The organism is Flavobacteriales bacterium, assembly GCA_013214975.1.
Lineage (GTDB): Bacteria > Bacteroidota > Bacteroidia > DT-38 > DT-38 > DT-38.
On record JABSPR010000073.1, the window covers coordinates 1 to 2315 of the forward strand.

General features: G+C 34.3%; 1 protein-coding gene. It reads right to left on the reverse strand.

Annotated elements, in window-relative coordinates; genetic code table 11:
* Positions 1-2315 (reverse strand): hypothetical protein (locus tag HRT72_03445; GenBank protein NQY66762.1); only part of this gene is annotated, 2315 nt, incomplete at both ends.

The window sequence follows — 2315 nt, forward strand, 5'->3', positions numbered from 1 at the left end:
CATTTACAGTTCCCGGTTGCCCATGCATTTCCATTCTTTGAGCTTGATTAACCGTTGCCCCCCAAATATCATAAGCGAATCTTTTAATGCCTATAACTCCTGCAATTACTTCTCCTGTGTTAATTCCAATCCTTATGCCCCACGTTTTTATCTCTTCATCTTTACTTGCCTTGTCTAGCATGAAGTTTTTTATCTCTAAAGCGGCAAGAGTTACCTCTATGGCATTACTTTTGTTACGAATTGGAACACCACCTGCGCACATATAAGAGTCTCCAATTGTCTTGATTTTTTCTAAATCATATTTTTCAATGATTTCATCAAATTTGGAAAAATAACTATCTAGTTGTTGAACTAGCTCTTGCGGTTTCATCTCCTCAGCAATTTTTGAGAAACCAACGAAATCAGTAAAAAGCACTGAAACGTTTTTATAATATCTTGCTTTTGATCTTCCTTTTGTTTTTAATTCTTCCGCAGTTCCTTCAGGGAGTACGTTTAAAAGTAGTTGTTCAACCTTTTCTTTTTCTTTTTCAAGAAGCGACTTCTGGTGTTCAATTTTTGCATTTTGAATTTCAACTTTCTTTTTTTGATCTTCGATCTTTTTACTTTGTTCTGTTACCTGCCTTGTTCGTTTAACAACTTCTATTTCAAGACGTACTTTTTGCCTTCTAATTTTGTCGATACGTCTTCTGTAAATAAGAAAGCCCATTAAGGTTAGGATCAGTACAATTAAGATTCTGAACCACCATGTTAACCATATAGGGGGAGTGATTATAAATTTAATAACAGTCGGTTCCAAAGACCATATTCCATCAGAACTTTGAGCATAGACTTTAAGTCTGTACTCTCCATGCGGGATGTTCATATAATGAACTTTATTTTCATTTTCTAGATAGGTATATTCCTCTTCCTGTCCTTCTAAAATATATTTATACTTGGTTTTACCGGGGTTTGAATAGTTAGTTGAAATGAATTCGAATGATAAATCATTTTGAAAATACTCAAGTTCAAGCGTCTGAGAATATCTTATGTTCTTTAGAATGACTTCATTATGCTTGGTGCCTTTAGTGCTTAAAGTTACTTTAGATATTAAGACTTTAGGCGGGTTAGGGTTTATACTAATTTCTTTTGGTTTAAATATATTATAACCGTTTATGCCACCAAAATGGAGTTGGCCTTTAGAAGATTTGAAATATGCGTTGGTGTTAAACTCATTACTTTGTAGTCCATCTTTGACACTGTACGTCGTGAATATTTCGGCTTTAGGATTAAACTTTGAAATGCCTTTGTTTGTACTTGCCCAAATATTATTTTCCGAGTCTGATAATAGACCATATATTACATTATTCGATAGACCTTCGGTTTCAGTGTAATTTTGAGTTTCGTTGGTTTTTAGGTTGATTTTCTTCATCCCTTCTCCATAGGTTCCAATCCATAAATAGTTTTTTTCTGTCTGAAGTATGCTAGTTATATGCCCGTTTTTTTCTGTATGTCCAATTATCGGATAATGTTTAAAGTAAAATGAACTGTCGGATTTTTCAATAATATTATAGAGGCCTTCGGTGCTGGTTACTAACCATATTTTACCTAGTAAATCGCGATAAACAACCTTTACTGAGCCTTCTCCGAGGCTCCCGTCTAGATCAGTGCTTGCATAGAATTGAAAGTCCAGCGTGTTTTTATCTATAATTGAAAGTCCAGCTCTTGATCCGATCCAAAGCCTATCATCATCTGCGGGTACTATTTGATAAACCCTATTATCATTGGCTCCTTCAGACTCCTCAAATATGGCAGTTTCAAATGTATATTGATTGTTTTCCAGATTGCTAATGTGTAATATGAATAAACCGTCTTCGTAACCTAACCAAATTTTATTTTGATTTTCTACATAAATACTCAATAAGAAATGCTGAGCTTCATCGGGTCTTTTAATGTGATAGAATGTTTGATTGGTGGTTTTGTATATGGTGAGATCCTTTTGAGTGCCGATGTATATGTTGTTAGAATTGTCTTCTGCGAATGACCATACGTTATAGTCGATTAGACCATTTTCGGGTTCATTATTAAGAGAAATTGTTGTAAAACCTTGTTTATATTTATCGAATTTTGATATTCCTTTATCCGTTCCAATCCAGAAGACGCCATTAGCATCTTCATTGATGCATTGGACGGTTTCTCCAATTATGCTGGAGTTGTCGTAAGGGTTTTTATTATAATGAAAAACAACCTCTTTGCCATGGATTCTTTGAATTAGAAATAGTCCGTTCTCTGCACTACCGGCCCATAGGTTATTTGTATTTTCTTGATAAATACAATTA